This window comes from Polynucleobacter sp. SHI8 (genome assembly GCF_027944005.1).
In the GTDB taxonomy this organism is placed as follows: Bacteria; Pseudomonadota; Gammaproteobacteria; order Burkholderiales; family Burkholderiaceae; genus Polynucleobacter.
In genome coordinates, this window is sequence record NZ_AP027204.1 from 1,039,993 (window position 1) to 1,065,755 (window position 25,763).

At 41.5% G+C, this 25,763-nt stretch carries 29 protein-coding genes; 13 read left to right on the forward strand and 16 right to left on the reverse strand.

All coding sequences use genetic code 11. The features are described 5' to 3' along the window. Nucleotides 1-18: 18 nt before the first annotated feature. The 3 genes from purT (at nt 19) to QMN06_RS05250 (ending at nt 2,305) form a co-directional block, all read left to right on the forward strand. Nucleotides 19-1,239 (forward strand): formate-dependent phosphoribosylglycinamide formyltransferase, encoded by a 1,221-nt coding sequence (gene purT, locus QMN06_RS05240; RefSeq protein WP_281971482.1) that lies wholly within the window; start codon nt 19-21, stop codon nt 1,237-1,239. Between the two features lie 92 nt (nt 1,240-1,331). Next, complete coding sequence (locus tag QMN06_RS05245) at nt 1,332-1,826, forward strand: hypothetical protein (protein WP_281971483.1); 495 nt, start codon at nt 1,332-1,334, stop codon at nt 1,824-1,826. Beyond that, nucleotides 1,823-2,305 carry a protease inhibitor I42 family protein gene (locus QMN06_RS05250; RefSeq protein WP_281971484.1) on the forward strand — a complete coding sequence of 161 codons (483 nt, stop codon included), beginning with the start codon at nt 1,823-1,825 and terminating at the stop codon, nt 2,303-2,305. The genes QMN06_RS05245 and QMN06_RS05250 overlap by 4 nt, the downstream gene beginning before the upstream one ends. A gap of 45 nt (nt 2,306-2,350) precedes the next feature. On the opposite strand, the gene QMN06_RS05255 is transcribed toward QMN06_RS05250, so the two are convergent. Beyond that, a complete protein-coding gene (locus tag QMN06_RS05255; RefSeq protein ID WP_281971485.1) occupies nt 2,351-2,905 on the reverse strand; it encodes a phasin family protein in 555 nt (184 codons plus the stop codon). 199 nt (nt 2,906-3,104) lie between these two features. On the opposite strand from QMN06_RS05255, the gene QMN06_RS05260 reads away from it, so the two are divergent. Genes QMN06_RS05260 through QMN06_RS05270 form a run of 3 tightly spaced genes read left to right on the forward strand, consistent with a single transcriptional unit; the run spans nt 3,105 to nt 6,031 of the window. Beyond that, a complete protein-coding gene (locus QMN06_RS05260) occupies nt 3,105-4,013 on the forward strand; it encodes a histone deacetylase (RefSeq protein ID WP_281971486.1) in 909 nt (302 codons plus the stop codon). Beyond that, a complete protein-coding gene (locus QMN06_RS05265; RefSeq protein WP_281971487.1) occupies nt 4,007-4,906 on the forward strand; it encodes a DMT family transporter in 900 nt (299 codons plus the stop codon). Before QMN06_RS05260 ends, QMN06_RS05265 begins: the two co-directional genes overlap by 7 nt. Nucleotides 4,907-4,936: 30 nt before the next feature. Then, nucleotides 4,937-6,031 (forward strand): serine hydrolase, encoded by a 1,095-nt coding sequence (locus QMN06_RS05270; protein WP_281971488.1) that lies wholly within the window; start codon nt 4,937-4,939, stop codon nt 6,029-6,031. Here the strand turns inward: QMN06_RS05270 and QMN06_RS05275 are convergent. The 10 genes from QMN06_RS05275 to acnB all read right to left on the reverse strand — a co-directional run bounded on the left by QMN06_RS05275 (nt 6,028) and on the right by acnB (nt 15,723). Then, on the reverse strand, nt 6,028-6,705 hold the full coding sequence (locus QMN06_RS05275; protein ID WP_281971489.1) for a substrate-binding domain-containing protein: 678 nt from the start codon (nt 6,703-6,705) through the stop codon (nt 6,028-6,030). The genes QMN06_RS05270 and QMN06_RS05275 overlap by 4 nt on opposite strands. Nucleotides 6,706-6,712: 7 nt before the next feature. Then, on the reverse strand, nt 6,713-7,519 hold the full coding sequence (locus QMN06_RS05280; protein ID WP_281971490.1) for an IclR family transcriptional regulator: 807 nt from the start codon (nt 7,517-7,519) through the stop codon (nt 6,713-6,715). Between the two features lie 69 nt (nt 7,520-7,588). Continuing rightward, complete coding sequence (locus QMN06_RS05285; protein WP_281971491.1) at nt 7,589-8,620, reverse strand: quinone-dependent dihydroorotate dehydrogenase; 1,032 nt, start codon at nt 8,618-8,620, stop codon at nt 7,589-7,591. Beyond that, nucleotides 8,620-9,378: an arginyltransferase gene (locus tag QMN06_RS05290; RefSeq protein ID WP_281971492.1), complete on the reverse strand. Its 759-nt coding sequence runs from the start codon at nt 9,376-9,378 to the stop codon at nt 8,620-8,622. Before QMN06_RS05290 ends, QMN06_RS05285 begins: the two co-directional genes overlap by 1 nt. Before the next feature lie 9 nt (nt 9,379-9,387). Further along, nucleotides 9,388-10,134, reverse strand: coding sequence for a leucyl/phenylalanyl-tRNA--protein transferase (gene aat, locus QMN06_RS05295; RefSeq protein ID WP_281971494.1), 747 nt, complete (start codon nt 10,132-10,134; stop codon nt 9,388-9,390). A gap of 3 nt (nt 10,135-10,137) precedes the next feature. After that, a complete protein-coding gene (locus QMN06_RS05300; protein WP_281971495.1) occupies nt 10,138-10,698 on the reverse strand; it encodes an NUDIX hydrolase in 561 nt (186 codons plus the stop codon). Nucleotides 10,699-10,710: 12 nt separating this feature from the next. Next, the gene (locus tag QMN06_RS05305) at nt 10,711-11,223 is read right to left on the reverse strand and encodes a peptidylprolyl isomerase (RefSeq protein ID WP_281971728.1); all 513 of its coding nucleotides are present in this window, start codon (nt 11,221-11,223) and stop codon (nt 10,711-10,713) included. 130 nt (nt 11,224-11,353) lie between these two features. Continuing rightward, nucleotides 11,354-12,667, reverse strand: coding sequence for a Y-family DNA polymerase (locus tag QMN06_RS05310; RefSeq protein ID WP_281971496.1), 1,314 nt, complete (start codon nt 12,665-12,667; stop codon nt 11,354-11,356). A gap of 5 nt (nt 12,668-12,672) precedes the next feature. Further along, the gene (gene umuD / locus QMN06_RS05315) at nt 12,673-13,083 is read right to left on the reverse strand and encodes a translesion error-prone DNA polymerase V autoproteolytic subunit (protein WP_281971497.1); all 411 of its coding nucleotides are present in this window, start codon (nt 13,081-13,083) and stop codon (nt 12,673-12,675) included. A gap of 54 nt (nt 13,084-13,137) precedes the next feature. After that, complete coding sequence (gene acnB / locus QMN06_RS05320) at nt 13,138-15,723, reverse strand: bifunctional aconitate hydratase 2/2-methylisocitrate dehydratase (protein ID WP_281971729.1); 2,586 nt, start codon at nt 15,721-15,723, stop codon at nt 13,138-13,140. 168 nt (nt 15,724-15,891) lie between these two features. Here acnB and QMN06_RS05325 point away from each other — a divergent pair, with 168 nt between their 5' ends. After that, nucleotides 15,892-16,383: a YidB family protein gene (locus QMN06_RS05325; RefSeq protein WP_281971498.1), complete on the forward strand. Its 492-nt coding sequence runs from the start codon at nt 15,892-15,894 to the stop codon at nt 16,381-16,383. Between the two features lie 61 nt (nt 16,384-16,444). On the opposite strand, the gene QMN06_RS05330 is transcribed toward QMN06_RS05325, so the two are convergent. Then, nucleotides 16,445-16,804 carry a DUF805 domain-containing protein gene (locus QMN06_RS05330; protein ID WP_281971499.1) on the reverse strand — a complete coding sequence of 120 codons (360 nt, stop codon included), beginning with the start codon at nt 16,802-16,804 and terminating at the stop codon, nt 16,445-16,447. Between the two features lie 93 nt (nt 16,805-16,897). Here QMN06_RS05330 and QMN06_RS05335 point away from each other — a divergent pair, with 93 nt between their 5' ends. Together QMN06_RS05335 and QMN06_RS05340 are read left to right on the forward strand one after the other, a co-directional pair. Further along, nucleotides 16,898-17,287, forward strand: a complete 390-nt coding sequence (locus tag QMN06_RS05335) for an MAPEG family protein (protein WP_281971500.1) — start codon at nt 16,898-16,900, stop codon at nt 17,285-17,287. Between the two features lie 22 nt (nt 17,288-17,309). Continuing rightward, entirely contained in the window at nt 17,310-17,798 is a 489-nt protein-coding gene (locus QMN06_RS05340) for a zinc ribbon domain-containing protein (protein WP_281971501.1), read from the forward strand. Between the two features lie 36 nt (nt 17,799-17,834). On the opposite strand, the gene QMN06_RS05345 is transcribed toward QMN06_RS05340, so the two are convergent. Beyond that, entirely contained in the window at nt 17,835-18,770 is a 936-nt protein-coding gene (locus QMN06_RS05345) for a 3-keto-5-aminohexanoate cleavage protein (protein ID WP_281971730.1), read from the reverse strand. 380 nt (nt 18,771-19,150) lie between these two features. Between QMN06_RS05345 and QMN06_RS05350 the strand changes: the two genes are divergently transcribed. Beyond that, nucleotides 19,151-20,155: a cyclase family protein gene (locus tag QMN06_RS05350; protein WP_281971502.1), complete on the forward strand. Its 1,005-nt coding sequence runs from the start codon at nt 19,151-19,153 to the stop codon at nt 20,153-20,155. A gap of 41 nt (nt 20,156-20,196) precedes the next feature. On the opposite strand, the gene QMN06_RS05355 is transcribed toward QMN06_RS05350, so the two are convergent. Continuing rightward, nucleotides 20,197-21,120: a LysR family transcriptional regulator gene (locus QMN06_RS05355; RefSeq protein ID WP_281971503.1), complete on the reverse strand. Its 924-nt coding sequence runs from the start codon at nt 21,118-21,120 to the stop codon at nt 20,197-20,199. A gap of 39 nt (nt 21,121-21,159) precedes the next feature. Further along, nucleotides 21,160-22,563, reverse strand: coding sequence for a DUF2252 domain-containing protein (locus QMN06_RS05360; RefSeq protein WP_281971504.1), 1,404 nt, complete (start codon nt 22,561-22,563; stop codon nt 21,160-21,162). A 104-nt stretch (nt 22,564-22,667) separates the two neighbouring features. Here QMN06_RS05360 and QMN06_RS05365 point away from each other — a divergent pair, with 104 nt between their 5' ends. From QMN06_RS05365 to QMN06_RS05375, 3 genes are read left to right on the forward strand one after another with little or no spacing between them, the layout of a single operon-like run. After that, nucleotides 22,668-23,447 carry a substrate-binding domain-containing protein gene (locus QMN06_RS05365; RefSeq protein ID WP_281971505.1) on the forward strand — a complete coding sequence of 260 codons (780 nt, stop codon included), beginning with the start codon at nt 22,668-22,670 and terminating at the stop codon, nt 23,445-23,447. 38 nt (nt 23,448-23,485) lie between these two features. Further along, nucleotides 23,486-24,124, forward strand: a complete 639-nt coding sequence (locus tag QMN06_RS05370; RefSeq protein WP_281971506.1) for a hypothetical protein — start codon at nt 23,486-23,488, stop codon at nt 24,122-24,124. 17 nt (nt 24,125-24,141) lie between these two features. Beyond that, nucleotides 24,142-24,870 carry a hypothetical protein gene (locus QMN06_RS05375; RefSeq protein WP_281971507.1) on the forward strand — a complete coding sequence of 243 codons (729 nt, stop codon included), beginning with the start codon at nt 24,142-24,144 and terminating at the stop codon, nt 24,868-24,870. Here the strand turns inward: QMN06_RS05375 and QMN06_RS05380 are convergent. Beyond that, a complete protein-coding gene (locus QMN06_RS05380; protein ID WP_281971508.1) occupies nt 24,827-25,756 on the reverse strand; it encodes an ion channel in 930 nt (309 codons plus the stop codon). The two genes, QMN06_RS05375 and QMN06_RS05380, sit on opposite strands and share 44 nt — an antisense overlap. Between the last annotated feature and the right edge of the window lie 7 nt (nt 25,757-25,763).

Consider the following 25,763-nt stretch of genomic DNA (forward strand, 5'->3'; position numbering starts at 1 on the left):
TTTTTTTTAGGATTCAATATGAACCATTACCCACGCTTTCCAATCATCGGAACTCCCCTTACTGATCACGCAATACGCGTCATGATGCTTGGTAGCGGTGAGTTAGGTAAAGAGGTCATTATTGAGCTGCAACGACTTGGGATTGAAGTGATTGCGGTTGATCGTTATCCGCACGCGCCTGGACATCAAGTGGCGCATCGTTCCTATGTGATAGATATGACGGATGGTCAAGCCTTGCGCGATTTGGTAGCTAAAGAAAAGCCTCATTTAATTGTCCCTGAAATTGAAGCGATTGCCACGACAACATTGATGGAGCTTGAGCAAGAGGGGGTAGTGGAGGTCATTCCAACCGCCAGGGCTGCTTATCTCACCATGAATCGGGAAGGAATCCGTGATTTGGCGGCGAAAGAATTAGGATTACCAACATCCCCTTATTTTTTTGCGAGTTCATTAGAAGAGTTACAAAGAGCCATTGACAATGGGATTGGTTATCCTTGCTTTGTAAAGCCGGTCATGTCCTCCTCCGGTAAAGGACAATCCAAACTAGATGGTCCACAAGATGTGACAAAAGCTTGGGAATATGCGGCATCAGGAGGTCGGGTGGATAGCGGTCGGGTCATTGTGGAAGGCTTAATTGATTTTGATTACGAAATCACACTTTTGACAGTCAGATCCTTTGGTGGCGATGGCACAATCAAAACCAGTTTTTGTGAACCAATTGGTCATGTCCAAAAAAATGGTGATTATGTAGAAAGTTGGCAACCCATGGCAATGAGTTCTCTAGCGATTCAGCGCGCAAGAGATATTGCAGAAAAAATTACCAGCAATTTAGGTGGTCGAGGTATTTTCGGTGTTGAGTTGTTTGTTAAAGGAGATCAAGTTTGGTTTTCTGAAGTCAGTCCTCGACCGCATGATACCGGACTTGTTACTTTAGTCAGTCAAGTGCAGAGCGAGTTTGAGTTGCATGCAAAAGCCATTCTAGGTTTACCGACTCAGGTGACATTAAAAACACCAGGAGCCAGTGCAGTGATTTATGGGGGTATACAAGCGCCAGGAATTGGTTTTGAGCATGTTCATCAAGCCCTATTGCAAGAGGGTGTGACCTTGCGTTTATTTGGCAAGCCTGAGTCATTTACTAAAAGACGAATGGGTGTAGCATTAGCAAGTGCGGCAAATACTGATCTTGCTCGTGAGCATGCAAAAGATGCAGCCCAAACGATATCAACGGTGAAGTTGTAAAAATTGCTTTGTAGAATCAATTTATGAATGCTAAGAAAAAACTGATTGCACAATTGATGATATTAATCATCGCAATAGGAGGGGTTCTTTTGATGTCAATTAAGCCGAGTGTTTTATTTGGAAAATCTCTTACGACGCGAGTTGGTGTGGTGAGTGGTATTGAAAAAGCAGTCGAGGAACGACATATTGGTGATCCCCATGATCCAATGGTAAAAGATCTCAAAGCCTATACCTATATTGCTAAATTCCAACTGGGGGGCAGTCCTATAGTCGCTAAGTTTCAAGACCCTTATCAAATTAATGAGGGTGATATGTTACGAGTCAGTGGCGTACAGACCGAGCAGTTTTTTGATGTGGTTGCGTATCGTAATGAAACCCTGCAATATACAGGATCGAACTCCTGGTGGATGACCGCATTGGCTGGATTGGTATTTTCAGTAATAGCCGCTCTTATTTTTTTTCGAGCCATTCAAGATCCTAAGTGGTATGAGCAGGCTTTTTTTCTGTTGTTGTTTGGAGTGGGCGTATTTTTAGTATTGAGAGGTTTTTATATTAAACAAGCCATTGATTTATTAGATCAGTCATGAACAATCGGATCGTATTTCACAGTTTGTTTATGTCAGGCGTGCTGTTGATAAGTTCATGTTCAACCGAGATTTCACCACTAGAGCAGCCTTATATTCGTTCTCAACAAATTCTTTCACAATCGATGCCTACACAATTGTCACCTATTCAGCTTCCTAATTCAGGATTACAACGATTTCATTCGACAGTTGGACAAAAACATGTGATTCAAATTGTAAGTAACCCATCCACTGGATATCGCTGGGAAATGAAATATGAAGAGCCTGTGAAGAATTGTTTAGATGTTGTTAGCAGAAATATGGTGTATGACGATAAAGAGAGTTTTTCCGATGGTGTCAGAAAAGTAGGGTCACCAGGTAAGCAAGAGTGGCAATTTCAAACCAATTGCACAGGGCTATATCGTATTACATTTGAGTATAGAAGACCTTGGGAGCAAGGTCCATCAACCTATAAAACAGTCGCGGAATTTGTCACGAGATAAAAAAAGCCCAGCAGAACTGGGCTTTATATTTTGTTCGAGAATTGCTTAGTTAGCGACAGTGCTTTTGAATAATTTCTCACTTGCTTTTAAAGCCGATTCAGTTGCAGATTGAGTTTGATGGGCGCTCATATCGATTGCTTGTTTTACCGCTTTTTGTGAAGATTCAAATGCAGTGCTTGCATTTGCAACAGCTTGTTTAATGAGGTTTACCATTGCATCAGAACTGCCAGGAGTTTGTGAGCTTAATTCAGTCATTAATTTTTGCATTTCAGTTTGACGCTTTTGGATATCCGCTTTAGTAACTTCGTTGATACCTGCTTGAGTTTCATTAGCGATGCTATAAATATGTCTGCTATAGGCAATCGCTTTTTCCGTCATAGGTTGCACAAAATTAGCTTGCATACTCATATACTCTTTGATGTCTTTTGCTTTTGATGAGTCTTGTAAATGATCAACATTTTCTTGCATTAATGTTTTTGCAACTTGAAGATTTAGTTCCATTAATTTTTCAATGCCATCAAATGCTTTGCGTGAGAGTTGTGCAAGAGTTTCTAAGTTTGCTTTATTGGCTGCAGTGATTTGTTCCTGAGTTAATAGCATAATTTAATCCTTTAAAGTGGTATGGTGGTAGATATTATTGTTTAATTAAATCTTAACTGATTCATGTTAAAGATGATTGATATAGATCAAAAAATAGTACTTTGAATATCCCCATAGATGAATCAATTAATACCCCAAAGAGCAGAGGATAATAGGAGAAGTATTCACTATCAAAATAACCCCTTTAATCTGAACTTTTATGTTGCAAATTTATTACACAGATCATTTTGTCTTGCCGTTGCCACCTGGACATCGATTTCCCATGAAGAAGTATCAGATGCTGCGCGATGAGGTAGTCACCTATCTTGACGTGGAATTAGAGGAAGCGCCACTTGCATCATTAGAAGAGCTCTTATTAGCGCATGATGAAACCTATATTGAAAGAGTCGTGCATGGTCAATTAACAGACGCTGAACAACGAGAGATTGGATTTCCGTGGAGTGAGCAAATGGTTATTCGCTCTCGAAGATCTGCTGGAGCCACGATTGCTGCATGCAGTGCAGCTTGGAAAAATGGTGTTGGAGTTAATTTGGCAGGTGGGACGCATCATGCCTATGCCGATAAAGGAAGTGGTTTTTGTGTCTTTAATGATGCAGCGATTGCCGCCAAAAAAATGCAATTAAAATTGCAGGATTACTTCCAGCGTCAACTTCGGGTTGCGATCATTGATTTAGATGTACATCAAGGTAATGGCACAGCATCCATCTTAAAAGATGATCCGAGTGTGTTTACCTTCTCTATGCATGGTGAAAAAAACTTTCCTTTTCGTAAAGAGAGTAGTGATCTTGATATTGGATTGTCTGACGGGTGTGCGGATGAAGAATACCTTAAGGCATTACAGGATGGTTTAGATCATATTCAAAGCAATTTTCAACCCGAGTTTGTGATTTACTTGGCGGGAGCTGATCCCTATGAGGGAGATCGATTGGGACGACTCCATTTATCCATTGAAGGTTTAGGGAAACGTGATGAGAAGGTATTACAATGGTGTTTTGCAAGAAAGATCCCTATAGCAATTGCCATGGCAGGTGGATATGGCAATACCATAGAAGAAACTGTAGCAATTCACGCACAAACAATTAGAAAAGCAATTGCATTTCAATGGTAAATCCTCAAAGTAATTTAATTTATCCCATTTTTATTCTGATTTGGAGTTCGGGTTTTATTGTTTCCCGTTTTGGGATGCCATATTCTGAACCCATGACCTATTTGTCTCTGCGCTTTATTGGCGTATGCATCTTGATGTTACCCATCATCTTTTGGAAAAATCTTGCTTGGCCGAGCAAATCACAAATCATGCACATTGCAGTTGCAGGAAGCCTCATTCAATTTGGTTATTTAGGTGGCGTGTGGATCTCCGTTCGTGGCGGAATGCCCGCTGGATTATCCGCTCTTATTGTTGGATTGCAACCGATACTAACAGCTCTGTTTGCTTACTTTATTGCGGAAAAAATTACATCAAGACAGTGGGTAGGCTTGATCTTTGGATTATTAGGTGTTGTGATGGTTTTGTCCGCTAAGCTCAATACCGACGGAGTTACTTTAACAAATATTCTTTGGAATGTTTTTGCGTTATTTGCAATAACCTCTGGCACTATTTATCAAAAAAAATATTGTCCAAGTTTTGATTTACGTATTGGTTCGTTTATTCAATTTGCCACCAGTGGAGTGATTAGCGGAATTTGTGCATTTTTATTTGAAACCAGGCAGATTATTTGGAGTCATGAAATGATTGGGTCATTGGTCTGGTCTATTTTATGTATTTCTATTGGGGCGATCAGTTTGCTGTTTATTCTTATTCGCAGAGGTAATGCGACTAAAGTTAGCAGCTTGATGTATTTGACTCCACCAACAACAGCTGTATTGGCTTGGATTTTCTTTAGAGAGCCATTAACTCCAATCATTATCTTAGGTACTGTGGTGACATCACTTGGTGTCCTCTTAGTTAATCAATCTCTTCCTGCATTTTTATCTTTCCTTAAAGTGAAAGATTTAAAATAGTGTTTTATCAAACTTCATTTATTGATGCCCATGCCAAAAAAGTCACGTTTTAAGCTATTAACTGCTGCACTCATTCTTGTATTAGGTTGTTCATCGCATGTGTATGCTAAAACAAGCGATGAAGCAGCTAGTAAGAAAAATATTCAAGCTGAAAAAAATAAATCAAGTAAGTCTTCTAAAGAATCAAAATCTACTAGTTCTGATAAGTCCAAGAAAAATGTTCGATCACCTAAAAACCCTAGAGAGGTTCGACCAACCGTTCTTCCTCGATCCACGGTTAAGAAAGGGGAGCCTGTAGCTCCAAGAGTATCTGCTGGAACCGCCTTAGGGCTTGGTAAGCAAGGCGATGAGTTAAATTTAAAATCGAATGTAGCGATTATTGTTGATCAACAAAATCAAGACATTATTTTTGATAAAAATTCTCAAGTGTCTCTTCCTGTAGCATCGATTACTAAATTGCTCACCGCCATGGTGGTGTTAGATGCTAAGTTGCCAATGGATGAAACCTTGGAGATCAATGAGCAAGATGCCGCGATTTATAAAAACTCTCGCTTAGTCAAAGGAACGACCTTAACAAGGCAAGAAGCACTCTTGCTGGCTCTCATGTCCTCGGAAAATCGTGCGGCTTATACATTAGGTAGAAACTATCCTGGAGGAATCAAAGCCTTTATGGCAGCCGTGAATCGTAAGACAAAAGAAATTGGTATGAAACATGCCTCCTTTGAAGATCCGACAGGACTGACTAGTAAAAATGTTGCCTCTGCAGAAGATTTAGCTATCTTGGTTAATGCTGCTTATCAATATCCATTGATTCGTCAATTTACGACAACCCCCAATCACACCAAAGAAATCAATCAACGCGAACAACAGTTTTTAAATAGTAATCGACTCGTACGATCTGGAGATATGGAAGTGTTGATTCAGAAAACCGGTTATATATCTGAGGCAGGTCGTTGTTTGGTCATGATGGCTTTAGTCAACAATAAGCCCTATACCATGGTGTTTTTGGACTCAGTAGGAGTACAGTCTCGATTTGCGGATGCCATTCGTGTCAAAGAATGGATTGAAAGCGCAGAACATGCCACTCTTCGTAAATTACCCAATACAAAGACAGTAACAAATTAAGAAATTAAACCGAAGGGTTCGAGCTTTTTTTGAAGGCGAGGATCTTGCAGGAGTTGCGTGAGTAACAGTACATCAGTTTGTGAAGAGTGGGTTGTCTGCGCAATACTAAAGATACTCCATTCTTGGAGCTCCTCGGGTAAAAATCCTAATAAGTCCACTGTAGGTACAGCCTTGATTTCACTCACCAGCTGTACCGCAAGTTGCGATTTTCCCTGAGCAACTAATTCAGCGACCAGGCCACCATCAGGGCGGATTGCTTTAGCAAGAATCACATCTTCGATACCAAGAGTTTTAATTAATTGTGCAAAGTACATCCCACTGGCACCAAACTTTGTAAAGGCAATTGATTGGCAATTGATGAGTGCCTCTACACAAGCATCTTTGGTAGAAATATCGACTGGAGAGGCACCTTTAGCGATTGCCACCCCAACCCCTGTTTTAGCAAAAGGTGTGATTGTTGGCGCTTGAATCTTTTGATGTTTTAATAATTCTTGAATACCAGATTCTGTGAGGATGACCGCATCAGCATTGGACATGGATTTACACTGTTCGACTAAAGCCACGGTTGTACCAAAAGTAACTTCACAGGTTTGAGTAGAAATTTTTGAAAATGCCTCCAATATGGATGGCATTGCGGCATGAAACGCGGTTGAACAAAGAATCTGGATGGCCATACGCGGATTAAGGCTTGTAATCGTTAGAAGCTTTAAAACCAATACCACGCGAGATCTGAATCGCAGTATCCATGAGAGGTTTTACCCAGTCACGTTGTAGTCGGTCGGTTGGTGCGGATAAAGAAAGACCTGCGACCATTTGCCCAGAGTCATCATAAATACCTGCGGCCATACAACTCACACCTAATTCGAGTTCTTCATTATCGTTGGCAGTACTGTTTTTTCTTACTTCATTTAACTCTTGTTCGAGAGGGCCAATTTGCGTAATACTGTTTCGAGTATGTCCTGCAAGACCAGTTCTAGTTGCGTAGGCACGGACTCTATTGGCATCATCTTGCGCTAAAAATAATTTACCTACGGAAGTCAGGTGAAGAGGGGCACGACCACCGATGGCTCTGACCACTTGCATCCCAGAGCGCTCACTGTAGGTGCGATCGATATAGACGATTTCATCACCTTGACGCACGGATAAATTGACAGTTTGATTGGTTAATTTGTGTAATGCGCGCATCGGCAATTGAGCTGCTTCACGGACGGATAAACGTGCCTTAACGAGTGTGCCTAATTCAAGAAGACGAAGACCTAAACGATAATTGCCACCATCTGAACGGTCGACTAAGCGACAAGCCACCATATCATTCAAAATACGATGAGCAGTAGAAGGGTGTAAGCCACTTTTTTCAGATAAGAACTTTAAACTACAAGCCTCATCAGAATCTGCCAGAACATCCAGCAAATTCATCATCCGCTCAATCACTTGAATCGCTGTTTTACCCGTTGGTAAGATTGGAATCTTTTTTTCAATATTAGCCATAACTTGATTGTATCAATCAATTATTTAATTGCACATCATGAAATATGGATTCATGAAAAAAATCATGAATTAATTCGATTGGAAGGCTACAATCGCGTCCTTAATCAGTTGTGGTCCCTTATAGATAAGGCCACTATAGAGTTGCACGACGGATGCACCAGCATGATGCTTTTCAAGAGCGTCATATCCGGTCATGATGCCCCCAACACCAATAATTGGGATTTTCCCCTGCAAAAGATCGGCAAAAGATTGAATCGTCCTCGTTGCCAGTTGCTTCACAGGTTTTCCGGAAAGCCCACCTGCTTCAGCGGCATTCTTCAGATGTTCGACACCTGTGCGAGTCAGCGTTGTGTTTGTCGCGATAAGGGCATCAATCTTAAATTCCAGTAGTGCGTTAGCCACAGACTCTATTTGGTCATGCTCCAGATCGGGCGCAATTTTTAAAAAAAGTGGTACCCGTTTACCAAAAGTTTGACTCAGTTTTTCGCGCTCAGAAGTTAAAGCATTGAGTAAATCAATGAGGTCTTGACCACCTTGTAATTGGCGAAGATTTTTCGTGTTGGGAGAAGAAATATTTACCGTTACATAAGAAGCCACTTCATAGACTTTCTGTAAGCAGGTGATATAGTCCTTGCTGGCATCCTCAATGGGGGTGAGGGCATTTTTACCAATATTGAGTCCAATCACACCGCCCGATTGATAAAACTGAGAAGCCTTCACGCGAGTAACGCAAGCATCCACACCATCATTGTTAAAGCCCATACGGTTGATGATGGCATCTTGTTCAGGAAGACGAAACATGCGTGGGAGAGGGTTGCCAGGTTGGGCAAGAGGCGTCACCGTACCAATTTCTAGAAAACCAAAGCCCAGGGAAGCAAGTGCATCAATATGTTTACCATCTTTATCTAAGCCAGCAGCAAGTCCGACTGGATTAGGTAAATTGAAACCACAAAATTGAGTTGGACATTGAGGCACTTGACCAATGATTGCGGGGAGTAAACCAATACGAAACGCCTGATCAATCGTTTTTAGAGATACGTGATGTGCAGTTTCTGCATCGAAACAAAATAATAAAGGTCTAGCAAAAGGATATAAGTTCATTAGGAATTTTCAGAGCGGTTATTCAAGTTCATCCACACGCCATTGACCAAACCTTCAATCGGTTGATATAAAGCTTTGTAAGACATTTTTTGGCTTTCTTGAATGTAGTAACCTAAATACACAAAAGGTAATTGTAATTCTTTTGCTTTCTCTATCTGCCATAAAATGCCATAAGTACCATAACTAGCTTTCGTTTCTGAAGCATCATAAAAGGTATATACCGAAGAGAGACCATCGCTGACAGCATCAATCACACTGACCATTCTCAAAACACCATTTTCCCTGAATTCCACTAAAAAAGAATCAATATGAGATTGGATTAAAAATTGTCGATATTGATCTTCCTCGTCATCACTTGAATCTGCTGCGCTGCCATCAATTTGTATGGCGTGCCGACTTTGTTGATATTGTTTGTATAGTTCAAAGTGTTCAGGGATAAATTGCAAGGCCATGATTTTGGCTTGCAAATTGGAGTGCTTCAGAAAAGCTCTTTTTTGACTCCGATTGGGGATGAAATAGTTTGCCTGAATCCGGGTAGCAATACAAGATTGACACTGATCACAATAAGGGCGATAAGTAAAATGGCCACTTCTTCTAAATCCTGACTTGATTAATTCACCATAAATTTTTGTGGTGATAAGTTGTGGTGGCGTTGCTACTTGAGAACGAGCTTCGTGATTCGGCAAATAGCTACATGCATATGGAGCTGTTGCATAAAACTGTAAAGAGTTAAAGGGGATATCTTTCAGGTTTGCCATACATATCTCTCAAGAGTTTTTATTATAGGCACAAAGCACTGACTTATTCCATTTCCATGTGGGAGCAGGCTGATCGATATGACTTTCAAGCCAATCTAAAAAAGCATCTTTAGGTATAGGGAGTGCGCCCATTGACTGTAGGTGGCTTGTTTGTTGTTGGCAATCAATCAGAGGAATATTGACTTGGACGCACCAAGCGCATAGAGCTGCTAAAGCTATTTTAGAAGCGTCAGTGACATTTCTGAACATCGATTCGCCATAAAACATGGTGCCAAGGTTAATGCCGTATAGACCCCCAACAAGTCGGCCATCGAGCCATGTTTCGACACTATGGGCAATCCCCATTTGGTGTAGCTTGGCATAGTATTCGATGATTTCTTCGGTAATCCAAGTACCATCTTGATCTTTGCGTTGTGCTTGTGCACAAGATGTGATGACCTCCCGAAACGCCGTATCGACTTTGATCTCCCAAGTTGGATTTTTTAGTACTTGCCGCAGTTTTTTACGCAGGCTATCGCTGAGATTGATCTGACGGGTATCTAAAACCATACGGGGGGAGGTGCACCACCACATAACAGGTTGACCTTCGCTGTACCATGGAAAAATACCTTGTCGATAAGCGGCTAATAATAGTCGCTCATCCATCTGATCGCTCAGGGCTATCAAATCATCAGGTAATTCTGGGTTATCTTGTACAAACGTTCTTGGCGATGGAAAGAATGGGCTATGGAGCTCAATCCACGGTATTGCCGTCATGATTTAACTCGTTGCGGGACGTAAATCAATCAGGTGTGTCTGTAGCGATTCGGCATCAAGAGCTTTGCCAGCACGACGATCCTCAAAGAGCTGACGTAGGCAAGTTTTGACAGTTAAAAAAGCCAGATCATCCCATGGGATTTCTGCTTCAGTGAATAGGGCTACTTCCGTACTTTCAGAGGTAAATAGACTAAATTCTGGACTATTCATCAAAGCAATATAGAACCAATGAATCTGACCGATATGAGGAACATTGAGGATTGTAAAGAGACCTTTGATATCCACATGTGCACCTGTCTCTTCCAATGTTTCTCTGACAGCTCCTTCAGCAGTGGTTTCATGCAGCTCTAAAAATCCGGCGGGTAATGTCCAGTAGTTTTTGCGCGGCTCAATCGCGCGGCGACACAGTAGAATCTTATCCTCCCACAGGGGGATTGTGCCAACCACATTTTTGGGGTTGAAGTAGTGGATTTCACCACAAGCTTTGCACACATGGCGTTCCCGGTTGTCATCTGCAGGTGTTCTAAGATGAACCTCATCGCCACATTGAGTACAAAATTTCATAGATACTATCGATTATTTAACGATAGTTGCAGATTGGATGATGATAGGCTCAACCGGCACATCCGCCATCCGATTGCGCGTGGTCGTTTGTGCAAATTTGATTTCTTCAATCGTCGCCATCCCAGAAATCACTTTACCAAATACCGTATAGCCAAAGCCATCACGACTAGGATAATCGAGCATGGCATTGTCTTTCACATTGACAAAAAACTGTGAAGTAGCAGAGTTAGGATCATTCGTTCTAGCCATAGCGATCGTATATTTATAATTTTTCAGACCATTTTGGGATTCGATTTCGATCGGTGGACGCGTTTGTTTTTCTTGCATATCTTTTGTATAACCACCACCTTGAACCATGAAGCCATTAATCACACGGTGAAAGATTGTGCCACTATAAAAACCACTTTTTACATAATTTAAAAAGTTCTCGGCGCTCTTGGGTGCTTTAACATCATCGAGCTCCACCACAAAATCACCCTTTGTCGTTTTAAACAAAACTTGTGGACCAGCAAAACAAAGCTGCATCCCAAAACTGAGGACCAAAGTCAGAATAATTTTGTGAAATAGTGGTAACAAAAAGAGTTTTTTCATAGGAGTTATTTTTGATTAATGTGAATCATTCTATTATTCACTATTTTCAAATCAATTGTCTAATTTAGGCGCGAACAAGAGGGATTTCATCCCAGCGCGTGGTAAAGCGTTGACTTTTATGGTTGGCTCGCATGCGCCAATTGCGCACATTTCCGATGGTAGCACCAGTACTTGCTAGCGTAACCGTGTGGGCCCCATAGAGGTGGTTGAGATCATCCATGGTTTGCATCACTTGAGCTGATTTTTTTTGATCGATTTTAGTAAAAAGATCTTCTTGTTGTTGTGCCGCAGGATATAAATCTGAAAGAATCACCCCAGCTTTTTTATAGCGTAGACCAGGTTGATAAATACGTTCTAAGCCAAAGAAGGCGGCTTTGATTAAGCGACGACTATCGCTACTGGCGATGGATAAGGGAATTGTTATTTGGTTGCGGTACTGGGTTTGGTTTTGTGCAAAAGGATTGGTTCTGACAAACACCGTGACGTATTGGCAGACGCTATCTTGTGCACGGAGTTTTTCAGCAGCTCGACAAATATAACTAGCGATGGCCTCTTGTAAATGTTGTAGGTCGGTAACTTCCTGACCAAAGCTCTTACTCGAAATAATCTGTTGCTTGGGTGGTGTATCTTCAATATCGCTCATCGCCAGACAAGAGATACCTTGTAACTCCGCAACCGTTCTTGCCATGACAACAGAAAACCGACGTCGAATCATCTCAGGATTGGCTTGTGCGAGATCCGCAACAGATTTGATACCCATTTGCTCTAAACTCGTATTGATACGCCGTCCTACACCCCATACTTCACCCACGGCAATACGTTGTAACCAATACCATTGTTCATCGGGGGTGAGTGCCGACCAAGCGAAGACACCACCAAATTGAGGATTTTTTTTGGCGATATGATTCGCCAGTTTTGCTAGCGTTTTGGAAGGGCCGATACCCACGCAGGTCGGTAATCCTAAGTATTGATAAATACGTTCTTTGATGGTTTTGCCATAACTCACTAATGCCTGATTACTCATCATGTGTGATAAGTCTAAAAAGCACTCATCGATTGAATAGATTTCTTGATCAGGTGAAAATTCCGCAAGCACATGCATCATGCGGGCACTCATATCACCGTAGAGAGTGTAATTTGAGCTGAGCCATTGCAGACCATGACTATTCACAAAATGTTTCGCTTTAAAAAATGGCAGCCCCATCGGAATACCTAAGTCCCTAGCTTCTTGACTACGCGACACAATACAACCATCATTATTCGACAAAATAACGAGTGGTTGAGTGATCAGTTTGGGATTAAAAACACGCTCGCACGAGACATAAAAATTATTACCATCAATGAGCGCGATGGCACGTTCTGAGGGGAGGGCTAGCATGATATTTAGGGTTTGTGTACGACATGTGAGACCACACCCCACACCTCGAGTTCTTGACCATCGTGTAATTCAATTGGAGGGTAAAGAGGGTTTTCTGCTTTGAGCCAGGTTCGCCCCCCTGACTTTTGTAGACGTTTGACCGTAAATTCACCATCGATGACTGCGATGACGACCTGACCGGATTTTGGGTTTCGGGAGCGATCAACCACCAGTAGATCCCCATCATAGATACCAGCACCTTGCATTGAATCACCTTGGACCCTTAAGAAAAATGTCGCTTCTGAGTGGACTCCCAAGTAATCGTATAAATCAAGACGTTGATCGATGTAATCCGAGGCAGGCGAAGGAAAGCCTGCTGGTACAGCATCATGAAAAAGAGGGGCTAAAAAGGAGGGGACTCGGTGCATAATTGGCATATACTGTATTTATATACAGTATATGCCAAATTCATGAAAAACGTATAAAACTTTTTATGCGTGCGTCATATTGCTTAAGTCACTAAATTCGCTAATTTGATCAAAATTCATATAGCGATAAATCTCTGCTGATTTATTGACAAGAACTTCATAACGCTCAAGGTATTCAGCAACCGTTGGGATTTTACCCATGAGTGCGCATACTGCTGCGAGCTCTGCTGAGGACAGGTACACACGTGTATCAATACCTAGACGGTTCGGGAAGTTACGAGTTGAGGTAGAGACCGCCGTAGAACCCTTACGGATTTGTGCTTGGTTACCCATACAGAGTGAACAACCAGGCATTTCCATACGAGCACCGGTTTTACCAAAGCTACTGTAATAACCTTCTTCCGTCAAAATCATCGCATCCATCTTTGTTGGTGGCGCAATCCATAAACGGGTTGGCAGATCGTCACGACCTTCTAAAATCGTACTTGCAGCACGGAAGTGACCGATATTCGTCATGCAAGAACCGATAAATACTTCATCGATTTTATCGCCAGCAACTTCAGATAAGAACTTCACATCATCTGGGTCATTCGGGCAAGCAAGGATCGGTTCTTTAATGTCAGCAAGATCAATCTCAATCACCGCTGCGTATTCCGCATTTGGATCAGCTTTTAATAATTGTGGGTTTGCAATCCAGTCTTCCATTGATTTGATACGACGACCAAGCGTACGCGCATCTTCGTAATCATTGGCGATCATCCACTTCATTAAAGCGATGTTTGAGCGCATGTATTCAATAATCGGTTCTTGATTGAGGTGCACGGTACAGCCACCCGCAGAACGTTCAGCAGAAGCATCAGACAATTCAAAAGCTTGTTCAACTTTGAGATCAGGCAAACCTTCGATTTCTAGAACACGACCAGAGAAAATATTTTTCTTACCTTTTTTCTCAACCGTTAACAAACCTTGTCTAATCGCATATAACGGAATTGCATTGACGAGGTCACGCAGAGTCACACCACGTTGCATAGTACCCTTAAAGCGCACGAGTACAGACTCAGGCATATCCAGAGGCATCACACCAGTAGCCGCAGCAAAAGCAACGAGACCAGAACCCGCAGGGAACGAGATACCAATAGGGAAACGTGTGTGGCTATCACCACCAGTACCCACTGTATCTGGCATCAATAAACGATTGAGCCAGCTATGAATAATACCGTCACCAGGGCGCAGTGACACACCGCCACGACTTGTCATAAATGCAGGTAAATCGCGATGTGTTTTGATATCCACTAATTTTGGATAAGCAGCAGTGTGGCAGAACGATTGCATCACGAGATCAGCAGAGAAGCCAAGGCAGGCTAAATCTTTTAATTCATCACGCGTCATAGGACCTGTTGTATCTTGCGAGCCAACGGTAGTCATATGTGGCTCACAGTAAGTACCAGGACGAACACCGAGGCCTTCTTGAAGACCAACAGCACGACCAACAATTTTTTGTGCCAGAGTAAAGCCAGCCGTATTATCAGCAGCAGGTTGTGGCAGGCGGAACACTGTGGATGCTGGTAAGCCAAGCGCTTGACGAGCCTTCATCGTCAGACCACGACCAATGATGAGAGGAATACGGCCACCGGCACGTACTTCGTCAAAAATCACATCGGAGCGTAATTTGAACTGAGCGATTTCTTGACCATTTTTGAGGGCACGGCCTTCAAATGGACGAAGTTCAATCACATCACCCATTTCCATCTGACTTACATCGAGTTCGATCGGCAAGGCACCAGCATCTTCCATCGTGTTGAAGAAAATAGGAGCAATTTTGCTACCAATACAAACACCACCAAAACGCTTGTTTGGTACAAACGGAATATCTTGACCGGTATACCAAAGAACGGAGTTCGTCGCAGATTTACGGGAAGAGCCTGTACCAACCACATCACCCACATAAGCAATTAAATTACCTTTTTTCTGGAGTTCAGCAATCAGCTTGAGTGGTCCACGTTGACCGAGTTCATCGGGCGTAATATCAGGACGGCCATTTTTCAACATGGCAAGAGCGTGTAATGGAATATCAGGACGACTCCAAGCATCAGGTGCTGGAGATAAATCATCGGTATTCGTTTCACCAGAAACTTTAAAAACAGTAATTTTTAAGCTTTCTGGCAGAGTTGGGCGGCTAGTAAACCATTCAGCATCAGCCCAGCTTTGCATGACTTCTTTTGCAAATGTATTACCTTGATCAGCAAGCTCTTTCACATCGTGGAAAAAGTCGAACATTAAGAGAGTTTTTTTAAGCGCATTGGCTGCAGTTTGCGCGCATTGATGATCACCGAGTAAATCAATTAAAGGCTTAATGTTGTAGCCGCCGAGCATCGTACCGAGTAATTCGGTAGCTTGAACATTTGTTAGGAGAGTGCATTTTTCTTGACCAGAAGCCACCAATGCCAAAAATTCAGCTTTTACTTTAGCAGCATCATCCACCCCTGCAGGTACGCGGTGTGTAATGAGTTCAATTAAAGTAGCTTCTTCACCTGCTGGAGGATTTTTGAGTAGGTCAACTAACTGGCCAGTTTGTGCCTTTGAGAGGGGTAGTGGGGGGATTCCGAGGGCTGCTCGCTCTGCGACATGGGCACGATATGCTTCTAACATCATTTTCTCCTGAAATGTAAAATTTGAAACGAATTATCACTCTATTGTAAGCCTACTTTTCTTGACAATTTAAAGTCATGCACGAATATCAAAAATCTTGTATGACATCGTTTTATCGTCATATTCCTTTGTGATAATAAATTTCACCCTTTTTTTGGAGACTTTCCCATGAGTATTCTTGATTTAGTATCTGGTTTTTTATCACAAAATAATGCTGCTGCAGGTCAACAGTCACCGATGGCACAAGTATTAGCTTCTTTATTAAATAATCCAACAGGTCAGCAACAAGCTGGCAATCCAACTAGCCAAGCGGCTGGTGGTTTGAATATGACTCAATTAGCTGCTGGAGCTGCTGGTGCAATGGCATTGGTAAATATGTTTAAAACATCTGGACTTGGTGATCAAGTGCAGTCATGGTTATCGACTGGCACAAATCAAGCGGTTCAAGGTGCTGACATTACTAAAGTATTCGGTCAAGAGCGAATTGCGCAAATTGCTCAAACTTTAGGCGTTGATCATCATCAAGCTTCTGAACAATTAGCACAAGCATTGCCTAACTTTTTAGACAAACTCTCACCCAATGGTGAATTACCACAAAGTGCAGATCAATTTGCTGAATTAGCAAAACAGTTTTTGGGTAATACCAAAACGACTGCTTAATTAGCGCTTGCTGATAAACAAAAGGCACCTATAAGGTGCCTTTGTCATCTGATAACTACTGTTATTGCGTGATTTGGGCAACATCTGCACCAGCAGGAACATCACCGAACGCATTTGCCGTTGGCATAGACTTTTGTACATAAAAATAAATCAATACTAAAAATCCAACGAGAGGAATAATGCCGATGAGAATCCAATACCAATTTTTGCCAATATCATGGAGTCTTCGTATAGTAACTGCCAAGTAAGGTAATAAGAGAATCAAAGCACCAACGCCTTGTAACTTATCGGATATGGCACCCAAGACAAAATTAACGATTGCTGTAAACAACACAAACCACCAAAACTCAGAACGTGAAGCACGTCCTTTGAAATCAACAAACTTGTTCAAACAGGTTTTTACTGATTCTTGAAATTGCATAATTTCCCCTATTCCTTATTGTTAGTAAAATAAATGCAACTTGTACTGTACTATAAGAAAATGTTGGCTGTGTTTCAATACTTGGGATTAATTATGACAATTGCATTTTGGTGTGTTTTTGTTGCAGGTGTTTTACCTTATATATGTGCTGGGATAGCAAAGTGGGGATTTCAGAACTTTGATAATCACAATCCACGTCAGTGGTTAGCTGCGCAGACAGGATTTCGAGCGCGTGCCAATGCCGCACAACAGAATAGTTTTGAAGCTTTTCCGTTTTTTGCAATTGCCGTGTTCGTTGGAGCGATCAAAGGAGTTTCGCTGGGGACAGCTGATGTGATTGCTGTTATTTTTATTCTTGCCAGAATAGGGTTTATTGCCTGTTATTTAATGGATAAAGCGACTTTAAGAACGATATTTTGGACAGTGGGCATTTTCTCTATCTTTTCATATTTTATATTGGCTGGTATTGCAACATTTCGTTAAAACTTGCTAGGGTCAGTCGATCATGTATTGTCAACAATGTGGAAAACTTAATCAAGAAGCTGCCAAATTTTGTAGCCAGTGTGGGAATGCAATCGTTCAACCAAACACATTGCCCTTAATAGATTCTGTTGCAGAGCAAATCGATTCAGCGCCAATCAGTTCGCAGCGCAATCATGTACCGATTCCTCCAGGAGTAGCCGGTTGGTCATGGGGAGCATTTATTTTTGGTTGGTTTTGGGCCGTTTGCAATAAGACGTGGATTGGTTTGCTAGCTTTACTGCCTGGGGTAGGTTTTGTAATGCACATTATTTTGGGATTTAAAGGTCGTGAATGGGCTTGGCAAAATGACCATTGGGACAGTGTGGAGCATTTTCAGAAAGTACAACGACGTTGGTCCCAATGGGCCATTGGCATTGTTCTTGCGATGATTGGTTTGTGTGTGTTGATGATGATGTTGATGTCGAGTTCATCTGCATATTTGTTGAACTCGACCAATACGATTCGTCTCTAAAGTAAAAACCCCTGAAAGTTCAGGGATTTTTTAACTTCAAAAATTGACTTTGTCTGCCCCTTTAAGTTGCAACATTTGACGTGCTTCATCTGGAGTTGCTGGTTCTAAATTGAGTGCTTTTAAGATACTCACGATACGTGTAACTTGATCTGCATTGGTTTTAGATAATGTGCCTGGACCATCCCAAAGTGAATCCTCTAGACCAACGCGGGCATTAGAACCCATGGCTGCCGACATCGCAGCGATAGGCATTTGATTTTTACCAGCCCCTAAGACAGACCAGTAATAATCCTCACCAAAGAGGCGATCTGCGGTCCGCTTCATCATGAGAACATCCTCAGGGTGAGGACCAATACCGCCTAATAAACCAAAGACAGATTGAATAAATAAAGGTCCTTTTAATAAGCCCCGATCTACAAAATGTGCTGCAACATAAAGGTGGGAGATGTCATAGCATTCAATTTCAAAACGCGTATTGTTTTCTGCACATGACTCTAGAATAAAACGGATATCGCCAAATGTATTTTTAAAGATACGATCTTCAGAGCCTGCTAAATAGGGTTGCTCCCAATCATATTTAAACTCTTTATAGCGGTTTAACATCGGATATAAACCAAAATTCATGGAACCCATATTGAGGGAAGCCACTTCAGGTTTAAGTTTTAATGCGGGCTGGAGTCGGTCAACAACAGCCATAGTAGGTGAACCACCGGTCGTGAGATTGATGACCACATTGGATCTTGCTTTAATTTGCGGTAAAAACTTCATGAAAGCTTCTGGAGTTTGATCAGGTAAGCCATTCTCAGGATTACGAGCATGCAAATGCACAATCGACGCACCAGCCTCTGCAGCTCCCACAGCAGCATCTTCAATTTCTTTCGGTGTAATGGGAAGATACGGTGACATCGTCGGCGTATGAATCGAGCCAGTCACCGCACAAGTAACGATTACTTTTTTTTGCTTTGCGGACATTTGAACAACCTTTCTTAGATGTTTTGTGTCTGAAGAAAGTTCAAACCCAAGCGATGGCTTGGGTTTGATCATGTCTCCTCCACAAATGATTTTATGAAGTGCTCTTTAAGCTAGTTTTTTAGTTTTACTAGATTAATGAATAATTCTGTAAATGACCAATATCAAAAGAGTATTGATACTATGCATTTTTAATGAGTTGCATCTTTTTTTAATCAGTACAAACCCTAGATTTGGAGGAATACATGCAATTACTTGTTGATTCAAGAGCCTATGCCTTCATGCCTGAAGCGAATCATATCAATATCAATTTGATATTTGTATTTTCATAAAAGACTGTTTATTCTTGTATCATTAAAAAAAAATAACTTATGGAGATATACATGACAGCAAAAAAAACAGCCCCAGGCATGATTGGTGTACCCTATAACAACATTGATCGTACTTTAACCAAAGCTGCTATTGAGCAAATGGCCAAAGACACTTGTAATTGGGGTAAATGGGGACCGGACGATGAGATTGGTACTCTTAATTATGTTGGGCCTGAGCAGTTAAAAGAAGCTGCAAAATTGGTAAAAAAGGGAAAAGCAATTTCCCTCGGCTTAGACTTTAATTCACACGGTCCACAAACAACCGGTTGGGGTGGTCGTTTTAATCCAATTCACACGATGCTTGCGACAGGAACGGATGCAGTTGCAGGTAATCAAGACATACATGGATTACGTTACGCCGATGACATGGTTTCATTGCCATTGCAGTGTGGTACACAATGGGATGCATTAGGCCATATTTTTTATGGCGACAAAATGTGGAACGGCTATGATGCCGCTCTCGTAGATTCTACTGGTGCCAAGAAAAACGGTATTGAAAAAACCCGTGACAAAATGATTGGTCGTGGCGTTCTTCTCGATATAGCACGCTTTAAGGGCGGTGATTTTTTAGCTGATGGTTATGGTATTTCTAATCAAGATTTAGATGACTGTGCTAAGGCACAAGGTGTTGAAATCAAAGAGGGCGATTTTGTAATCGTTCGTACTGGTATGATGGAAGAGCGTTTAGCCAGAGGTGATTGGGATTCCTATGCTGCTGGTGATGCGCCTGGCCTTCGTTTCGAAACCTGTAAATGGATTTTCGAGAAAAAGATTGCTGCCATTTGTACTGATACTTGGGGATGTGAAGTACGTCCAAATGAAGTGGTTGGTGTGAGTCAGCCTTGGCACTGGATTGTGATTCCGATGATTGGAATCACCATGGGTGAAATTTTCAACTTAAAAGAATTAGCCGATGATTGTGACCAAGATAAGGTGTATGAGTTCTTATTCACAGCGCCTCCATTACCAATTACAGGCGGTGTAGGATCCCCGATTAATCCAATCATTCTGAAGTGATTCGTTCAAGCGAAATAGAAAACACCCTTCGGGGTGTTTTTTTATGTCGCTCTAAGAGTGAGACCAGGCCATTTTCCGGTTTTTGATCTTTCAACGGTCAATTCAAGAAGCAGTTCAATAAATTGTTGAGCGGCATTGCCGAGCTCACGATCTTTTGAGTACACCAAAGTCCACGTTACTTTCAAGTCTTCGAGCGGTGTGGCTGTTAATTTACCACTTTCGATTTCTTTCGAGAGTGCACTGTAGGTAAGCACCGTAAAGCCAAGACCAGCGGCGGCCATTTCACTTTGCAGTCGAGTGGAGTTGGTTTCTAAAATGACATGATGACTAATATTACGAGAGCGTAGCGCATCTTCTAAAATCATGCGCATGGAATTGGGTTGTTGGGTCAATAGGAGTGGTCGAGAAGTAATAGCCTCAAGAGGCATTGATTGCTCATCATCGAGTAAACCATGTGCACCAGCGATAAACAGTTGTTCATTGAATAAGTGGCGGTGGGATAAGCCATTCATCGATTCTATGGACAGAACAATCCCAATATCCAAACGACCATTGAGAATGAGCTCATGGATCGTGGAGCTAATATCCTCGATGATGGTTAACTCAACTGCAGGGAACTGAGCACGATACTGCTGAATCAGTGGTGAAGTAAGTAAATCAAAAAAGGATGGCGGAATACCAAATTTGAGTTGGCCGTGAATCTCATCTGAAAATGAACTGATTTCATCGCGAACCGAGGCTAAATGATCGAGCAGTTTAACTGCGCGACTACTGAGAGCTTTACCTGCATCAGTAAGGGTTACCCCACTATCTGAGCGAATAAAAAGCTGTACCCCTAAATCAGCTTCTAGCTGTTGAATTTGTCGAGAGAGGGCTGGCTGAGCAACATGCAAAACAGCAGCAGCTTTAGTAAAGCTTTTTAGTTCAGAAATACGGAGAAAATACTTTAATTGTCGAGGTGTCATAACAATTGGATTGTAGACCGATTTTGGCCGAGAGGGCTTTTAAAAATCTTTTGCTACAGCAATTCGACCTGATTTAGCTGCTTGTTGCATTGCCTCATAATCTCTCTCATTTTGCTCTGCATAGGCAAACGCAAATTTGGCAAAACTGGCATCTAGTTCATCACTAGAGCCGCAATAACCAGATAAGACTGCGGAATCGCCGGATTTGGCATGTGCAAGCGCTAAAGCCCAACCGCACATACTGCAGTACTCCATAAAGAAAGATAGCTTCGTTTTTCCAGGAACGAGTTCAACACCGCCCTTCATATCGCTGAGTTGGCGAACGTAAAATTGTAAGCCGTCTGGTAATTGGCCCCAGCCCAGGAAAATATCTGGTGCACCTTGCACCGTTCTTTGTCCAAAGACTACTCGACGACCTTGATTGGGAAATGGTAATTTCGTATGTGAATATGGCTCTAATACAGAATGTTGAGCTTCTTTAATTTGTAAAAATAAAGGATCTTTATCATTCACACCCTGCAATAGAATGACCCAGCAGCGCGTTCCAACACTGCCAACACCGACGACTTTACGAGCAATATCTAAGACCTGATAGCGTTCTAATAAGTTTCTTCGATCATAGTTCAATGATTCGATATAACTTTTTAAAATGGCTTCTTCTAATATCTCAACTTGATGCTTGGATTCTAGATTGACATCACGGGTTAATAGAGGACCAGTGCTCATGATTTGCGGACGATCATTGACCAAATGCGCCATTTTTTCAAATAACTGGAGTTGGGTTCGGGTTTGAGCTTTAGCAATAATCGCTTCAGTTTCTTTTTTCGCCTCTGCTGATAAAGTGTTCAGAATCTCATGCATTTGAATAGTTTTGTACCAAATGCTCAGATTAGTTTCTTTTGCAAAGTTGGCCATATGTTCGCGGTAAGACCTCACAACTGCTCGTGCAGCGGTCTCGCACGCAACTTGATCGCCACCAAGAAACCTTGCGCATACCACTGCACTCGTGGTTAAACGCTTCATATCCCATTCCCAAGCTCCGGGATGGGTTTCATCAAAGTCATTCATGCTAAAAACAATATTGCGTTCAGCCGTTGCATAGATACCAAAATTGGATACATGCATATCACCATTTGCCAGAACGGGGATCTTGCTCGTCGTTTGCTTACCAATATCTTCAATCATGATTTTGGCAGTGCCTCTTAAAAAAGCAAAGGAAGATGTTAGCATTCTGGCATGGCGAATTGGAACTAATTCCGCAATACGAGTTTGATCTTGTTCCATAATGATTGAGACTGGGTATCTTCTAGAGCTCGACGATTTGTAATTTGCGTGAGTACTTCTAGGGACATCTTGGCGTATTTTTTTACCAAGAGCTATTCTTTCGTCGATGCTGAGTTGATCTGTGGTGACTTGACCTATCCCATTGAGAAAATTTACCATAAAAAGGTCCTTTCAAAACCAAGCAGCATCAGAAGAAGAATTGAAATATCGTAATTGGTTTATATTACTTGATAAATACAACATGCAATGACTTTGGAGACTTCATGCAAAAAAATCTAATGAAGCAGCGGATGATTCATATTTTGATCGGTATCTTGGGGTTTTGGCTTGCTGGAGTTCAATCTGCAAACTCCGTAGAGTTAAAAGTCCTTAGTGGCAATGGTTCACGTCCCGCTGTGATTGAAATTTGTAAATTATTTGAAGAGCAAACCGGTCACCAAGTCAAAGTTGAATTTGCTGTGAATCCGCATGTGCGAGAGCGAGTCGATGGTGGAGAGTATGTTGACGTGGTAGTGTTGAACCCTCCAGTATTAGATGAGTTGGTTCAGTCCCAAAAAGTCATAGCCTCTAGTAAAACGCCCTTTGGAAGGATAGGAGTAGGTGCCGCAATTGGTGCTAACGCCACAAAACTCGATATTTCAACTACTGAAAGTTTTAAAAAGAGTTTACTTGGAGTATCTTCTGTAGCATTTCCTGGTGATGGTGCTAGTGGTAAGTATTTTCTTAGTTTGTTAAGTCGTATGGGTATTGAGCAAGAAATGAAAACCAAACTTCGCCCCATGTCCGGTGAATATAATGTGGAGGGTGTTGCGAAGGGTGAGGTTGATATGATCGTTGTTGTTGCCTCTCGCATTTATGGAGTTTCTGGAGTTCAGTATTTAGGTTTAATTCCACCAGAATTACAAACCTGGATTGGTTTCTCCGCTGGTGTGAGTCAGGGATCTAAGTATCCAAAAGAAGCTCAACAATTAACCCAATTTTTTAAGCAAGATTCAGCGCTTCAAATCATGAAAAAAATTGGAATTGAGCCCATGATGAATTGATTTGAGATAATGCTTAAATAAATGAAATAGGAGAGTGTATGTTTGCCCAGATCCGATACAGTATTTTCTTCGTCCTTTTGATGATGGGGAGTGTTAGTCAAGCAGCGAGTTTTGATTGTAGTAAAGCACGCTCTAAATTAGAGCTATTAATCTGTAATAACCCTAGCCTCAATGATGCGGATACAGCCATGGGCATTGCCTATAAAAACGCCTTGAATACTTTTCCAGTCAAGGGTTTTATCAAAAGCTCTCAAATTGCCTTTTTAGCAAACTATAAATATTGCGCAGACGATAAAAATCTAAATGTGAGCTTAAATAATTGTTTAACGCAAACCTATCAGCGCACTCAAGAACTACAGAACTATAGCCTAGCTAAAGTGTACTTTAACGGTGCAGGTGCCTATACTCCTGAAGATTCAGTACTTCAGATATATACAAAAAGTGGCAAACAATATATCAGTATGTTTGGCTCATTTATGCCGGATATGAACCGACCTGAGCCATTCCCAAGGGGTTTTATTTGTAATGAAGAATTAGAGTTAAAAAGAGTGAATGGGAAATTAATTCCTAAGGATGATGATTGGAAAGTGGATATATCTGAGACCAAAATTATTGCTGATTTTTACTCGTGTTCTCCAAGAAATGGTGTTGCTGGCGAATATCGACGAGTTAACTAAGGTTAAGGGCTCAGGTTTTGAAATTTGTTCGTTCATTTATCGTCAGCATTTTGATTCTTTCTTTAGGAGGGTGTGCCTTCCCGAAGTACCAAACCGTTGTGCGTGAAAAAGATATAGGATACGAAAAAACCTATGACCCAAAATTGCCGTTAAAGACCTATAAAGCCATCAATTATGTCAAGGTTGATGAATTTGGGATGATGACAGTCAATCCCAAAGTAATCACTGAGTATGATGAACTAGAAGCACCTAAAGTTGAAAAAACTGCCGTTGAAAAAAAGCCACCAGATATAGTAGGAACAATCGTGGTCACTGGCTTAACCCTTGGCCTAAATCTAATTGTTGCCACTTCAGATACATTTAAGATGCTGACTGGCGACTCAAAAAATGAGCGAGTGATCGGCTCTGATATCGATATGACACGTGCTAAAAAGACCGGCATCAAAGTATCCAAAACATCGTTTGATAAATCAGCTGGCCCAATACGGATTGACGGTTTGATTGATGGCCCTTTAACTCTTTTTGGAGAAAAAGATAATAAGTACGACTTATCAACCTATATACGGGCAGATACGGGCTACGAGGTGATTAAGCCGATTTTTATTACCTGTATGGAATGTAATGAGACCCTACCTGGGCAAACCGGGATTACCAATACCCTTCGCTACGATATCAATATTCAAGAAATTAAAAATAAGATTATCAAACCCACCATTCCGGTTCGACCACACGGACAGCCAGGTTAAGAACAGTCCTATTATTTTTTGACGGTTTGGCACTTTCAATTTCATTAATCATAGTTAGATCGACGATATGACCATCCGATTGAGGGTCCTTAAAGATAATACTTTTAAAACGTTGATGCCAAATAATATCGTCAGGAGAGTAGGAGTGAACATGATTGATCGCTTCTGAAGTTGTCCCATCAATCCCAGTAATGGTTGCAATGATTGAACAGTTTTCTTGCCTCATTTGAGATGATGATTTTCCACAAATCGGACTACCTTCTGTGAGAGGGTGTTTGACAATCCAAGCACCTGTCATGATGTGATAATTATTTTTAATTAAATGGAGTGGTTCCATCGCCATTTCGCTCTGACCCATTCGATTGGTGATGGGGTGTACTAATTGCAAACTAATTTGCGCATTGACAACAATATTATTCCGCAGATGAGCAACACGACACATTAAATGGGGTTCACCCTCATCGAGATTAATTAGCAATTTATCACTAAAGATGAGCTTACTATTTGGTAGTGAGATTCGTGCAAAAGCAAGAGCCGCAAATGTCCCAATGCCAAGTAAACCGATCATGACCTCAATGGTGACTAAAATATGGGCAAATAAACTCTTCGGGTAGTAGGTGCCATATCCAACAGTCCCCATCGTTTGTACACTAAAAGAAAAGCAGTCGACAAAATTAGGTTCACCTGGCCCAGAAATCATCCCTGGAATAAAGTAATATAAAGATCCAAAAAAAGCATTTAAAGACAAAAAAATCGTAATAAAAATACCGATAAATTTACCATGAGAAACTTTAAGAGTTTCATGGTAAAAATCTCCCCCGTCCTTGGTATAAGCTTCCTTTATTCCAGCAATGATGATCTGACTAATTTTTTTATTGGATTTCATCTAAGGG

What these genes read in the sequence shown, in the direction of transcription:
- purT (WP_281971482.1), top strand. Translation starts at nt 19, where the DNA reads ATGAACCATTACCCACGCTTTCCAATCATCGGAACTCCCCTTACTGAT.
- QMN06_RS05245 (WP_281971483.1), top strand. Translation starts at nt 1,332, where the DNA reads ATGTCAATTAAGCCGAGTGTTTTATTTGGAAAATCTCTTACGACGCGA.
- QMN06_RS05250 (WP_281971484.1), top strand. Translation starts at nt 1,823, where the DNA reads ATGAACAATCGGATCGTATTTCACAGTTTGTTTATGTCAGGCGTGCTG.
- QMN06_RS05255 (WP_281971485.1), bottom strand. Translation starts at nt 2,905, where the DNA reads ATGCTATTAACTCAGGAACAAATCACTGCAGCCAATAAAGCAAACTTA.
- QMN06_RS05260 (WP_281971486.1), top strand. Translation starts at nt 3,105, where the DNA reads ATGTTGCAAATTTATTACACAGATCATTTTGTCTTGCCGTTGCCACCT.
- QMN06_RS05265 (WP_281971487.1), top strand. Translation starts at nt 4,007, where the DNA reads ATGGTAAATCCTCAAAGTAATTTAATTTATCCCATTTTTATTCTGATT.
- QMN06_RS05270 (WP_281971488.1), top strand. Translation starts at nt 4,937, where the DNA reads ATGCCAAAAAAGTCACGTTTTAAGCTATTAACTGCTGCACTCATTCTT.
- QMN06_RS05275 (WP_281971489.1), bottom strand. Translation starts at nt 6,705, where the DNA reads ATGGCCATCCAGATTCTTTGTTCAACCGCGTTTCATGCCGCAATGCCA.
- QMN06_RS05280 (WP_281971490.1), bottom strand. Translation starts at nt 7,519, where the DNA reads ATGGCTAATATTGAAAAAAAGATTCCAATCTTACCAACGGGTAAAACA.
- QMN06_RS05285 (WP_281971491.1), bottom strand. Translation starts at nt 8,620, where the DNA reads ATGAACTTATATCCTTTTGCTAGACCTTTATTATTTTGTTTCGATGCA.
- QMN06_RS05290 (WP_281971492.1), bottom strand. Translation starts at nt 9,378, where the DNA reads ATGGCAAACCTGAAAGATATCCCCTTTAACTCTTTACAGTTTTATGCA.
- aat (WP_281971494.1), bottom strand. Translation starts at nt 10,134, where the DNA reads ATGACGGCAATACCGTGGATTGAGCTCCATAGCCCATTCTTTCCATCG.
- QMN06_RS05300 (WP_281971495.1), bottom strand. Translation starts at nt 10,698, where the DNA reads ATGAAATTTTGTACTCAATGTGGCGATGAGGTTCATCTTAGAACACCT.
- QMN06_RS05305 (WP_281971728.1), bottom strand. Translation starts at nt 11,223, where the DNA reads ATGCAGCTTTGTTTTGCTGGTCCACAAGTTTTGTTTAAAACGACAAAG.
- QMN06_RS05310 (WP_281971496.1), bottom strand. Translation starts at nt 12,667, where the DNA reads ATGCTAGCCCTCCCCTCAGAACGTGCCATCGCGCTCATTGATGGTAAT.
- umuD (WP_281971497.1), bottom strand. Translation starts at nt 13,083, where the DNA reads ATGCCAATTATGCACCGAGTCCCCTCCTTTTTAGCCCCTCTTTTTCAT.
- acnB (WP_281971729.1), bottom strand. Translation starts at nt 15,723, where the DNA reads ATGTTAGAAGCATATCGTGCCCATGTCGCAGAGCGAGCAGCCCTCGGA.
- QMN06_RS05325 (WP_281971498.1), top strand. Translation starts at nt 15,892, where the DNA reads ATGAGTATTCTTGATTTAGTATCTGGTTTTTTATCACAAAATAATGCT.
- QMN06_RS05330 (WP_281971499.1), bottom strand. Translation starts at nt 16,804, where the DNA reads ATGCAATTTCAAGAATCAGTAAAAACCTGTTTGAACAAGTTTGTTGAT.
- QMN06_RS05335 (WP_281971500.1), top strand. Translation starts at nt 16,898, where the DNA reads ATGACAATTGCATTTTGGTGTGTTTTTGTTGCAGGTGTTTTACCTTAT.
- QMN06_RS05340 (WP_281971501.1), top strand. Translation starts at nt 17,310, where the DNA reads ATGTATTGTCAACAATGTGGAAAACTTAATCAAGAAGCTGCCAAATTT.
- QMN06_RS05345 (WP_281971730.1), bottom strand. Translation starts at nt 18,770, where the DNA reads ATGTCCGCAAAGCAAAAAAAAGTAATCGTTACTTGTGCGGTGACTGGC.
- QMN06_RS05350 (WP_281971502.1), top strand. Translation starts at nt 19,151, where the DNA reads ATGACAGCAAAAAAAACAGCCCCAGGCATGATTGGTGTACCCTATAAC.
- QMN06_RS05355 (WP_281971503.1), bottom strand. Translation starts at nt 21,120, where the DNA reads ATGACACCTCGACAATTAAAGTATTTTCTCCGTATTTCTGAACTAAAA.
- QMN06_RS05360 (WP_281971504.1), bottom strand. Translation starts at nt 22,563, where the DNA reads ATGGTAAATTTTCTCAATGGGATAGGTCAAGTCACCACAGATCAACTC.
- QMN06_RS05365 (WP_281971505.1), top strand. Translation starts at nt 22,668, where the DNA reads ATGCAAAAAAATCTAATGAAGCAGCGGATGATTCATATTTTGATCGGT.
- QMN06_RS05370 (WP_281971506.1), top strand. Translation starts at nt 23,486, where the DNA reads ATGTTTGCCCAGATCCGATACAGTATTTTCTTCGTCCTTTTGATGATG.
- QMN06_RS05380 (WP_281971508.1), bottom strand. Translation starts at nt 25,756, where the DNA reads ATGAAATCCAATAAAAAAATTAGTCAGATCATCATTGCTGGAATAAAG.